1 protein-coding gene is annotated in these 1,778 nt (G+C 64.2%); it reads right to left on the reverse strand.

Annotated elements, in window-relative coordinates; all coding sequences use genetic code 11:
* A partial coding sequence (locus ACF09J_RS35990) for a nickel-dependent hydrogenase large subunit (RefSeq protein WP_392309662.1) occupies positions 1 to 1,778 on the reverse strand: 1,778 nt, incomplete at both ends.

Here is a 1,778-nt window from a genome sequence, read left to right on the forward strand (position 1 = left end):
TGGTCGGTTCCGTAGGTGGGGGTGTGGGTGGTGGTGAGGGTTTTGCCGTTGCCGAGGTACATGTGGACGCCGCAGGGGAGGCAGGGGTCGAAGCTGCGGACGGTGCGCATGATGTCGACGCCTTTGAAGGTGTCGGGGTCGTTCTCTTCGAAGATGGGTTGTCCTTGGACGGCGTCTTCGTAGGGTCCTGGGGTGCCGTAGGGGTCGCGGGGGCTGGCGTTCCAGGGGGTGGGTGGGTAGGGGTGGTAGTTGGCGATTTTCTGGTTTTTGATGACGAGGTGGTGGGAGAGGACGCCGCGGACGGCTTCGTGGAAGCCGCAGCCGATGGCTTCGTCGGGGACGTGGAAGTTTTCGAAGACTTTGGTTTCGCCGGCGCGGACGAGTTGTTGGGCTTGTTCGAGGAATTGGAGGGCCATGGCGGCGGCGTAGGCGATGAAGTAGGGGCGGGCGCGGTCGCGTTCGATGGTGTTGGACCATTGGGGGATGGTCCATTCGAGGGTGGTTTCGGGGAGTTTTTCGCCGTGGGGGAGGGTGATGCGGACGCTGTGGCCGGTGGCTTTGATGTAGGGGGTGTCGACGAGTCCGTTCAGGGCGGTGGACCAGAGGCGGGCGAGGGGGCCGCCGCCGGTGTCGAGGGCGAGGTGCTGGCCGGTTTCGGGGTGGTGCCAGCGGGGGCTCATGACCCAGCTGTAGTTGTGGTCGAAGGCGCGTTTTTGGGGGTGGGGGAGGGTGGTCTGGTTCCAGGGGTGGCGGATGTCGACGGGGTTGCCGAGGGGGTCGTGGGTGACGAAGGGTTCTTCGGCGGTCCAGTCGTCGTAGTAGCTCGAGCCGAGGAGGATGCGCAGGCCGAGGTTGATGTCGACGAGGTTGTTGGTGACGAGTTGGCCGTCGACGATGATGCCGGGGGTGACGTACATGGCCTTGCCCCAGTGGTTCATCGTTTCGTAGCGGTAGTCGACGATGTCGGGGTTTTGCCAGGCGCCCCAGCAGGCGAGGAGGATGCGGCGGCGGCCGACTTCTTCGTAGCCGGGCAGGGCCTGGTAGAAGAAGTCGAAGACGTCGTCGTTGAGGGCGACGGCTTGTTTGACGAAGTCGATGACGCGCATGAGGCGGGCGAGGTAGTCGGTGAAGACGGTGGGTTGGGGCATGGTGCCGACGCCGCCGGGATAGAGGGTGGAGGGGTGGACGTGGCGTCCTTCCATGAGGCAGAACATTTCCCGGGTGATGCGGGACATTTTCAGGGCCTGTTTGTAGATTTCGCCTTCGAAGGGGTTGAAGGCGCGCATGATGTCGGCGATGGTGCGGTAGCCGTGGAGGTGTCCGCGGGGGGCTTCGGTGCGCTCGGCGCGGGCCAGGACGCCGGGGTTGGTGGCTTTGACCATGGCTTCGCAGAAGTCGACGAAGACGAGGTTGTCCTGGAAGATCGTGTGGTCGAACATGTACTCGGCGGCTTCGCCGAGGTTGGTGATGTGTTCGGCGAGCGGTGGGGGTTTGACGCCGTAGGCCATCTGCTGGGCGTAGTTGGAGCAGGTGGTGTGGTTGTCGCCGCAGATGCCGCAGATGCGTGAGGTGATGAAGCCGGCGTCGCGGGGGTCCTTGCCCTTCATGAACACCGAGTAGCCGCGGAACAGGGACGAGGTGGAGTGGCACTCCACGACTTCCCGGTTGGCGAAATCGATCTTCGTGTAGATGCCCAGATTCCCGATGATCCGCGTGATCGGATCCCAGGACATGTCCACGATCTGAGCGGGCTTACGCCCCGCCCGACGCGCCTCGGT

Origin of the sequence: Streptomyces sp. NPDC014889 (genome assembly GCF_043081205.1) — a bacterium.
In the GTDB taxonomy this organism is placed as follows: domain Bacteria; phylum Actinomycetota; class Actinomycetes; order Streptomycetales; family Streptomycetaceae; genus Streptomyces.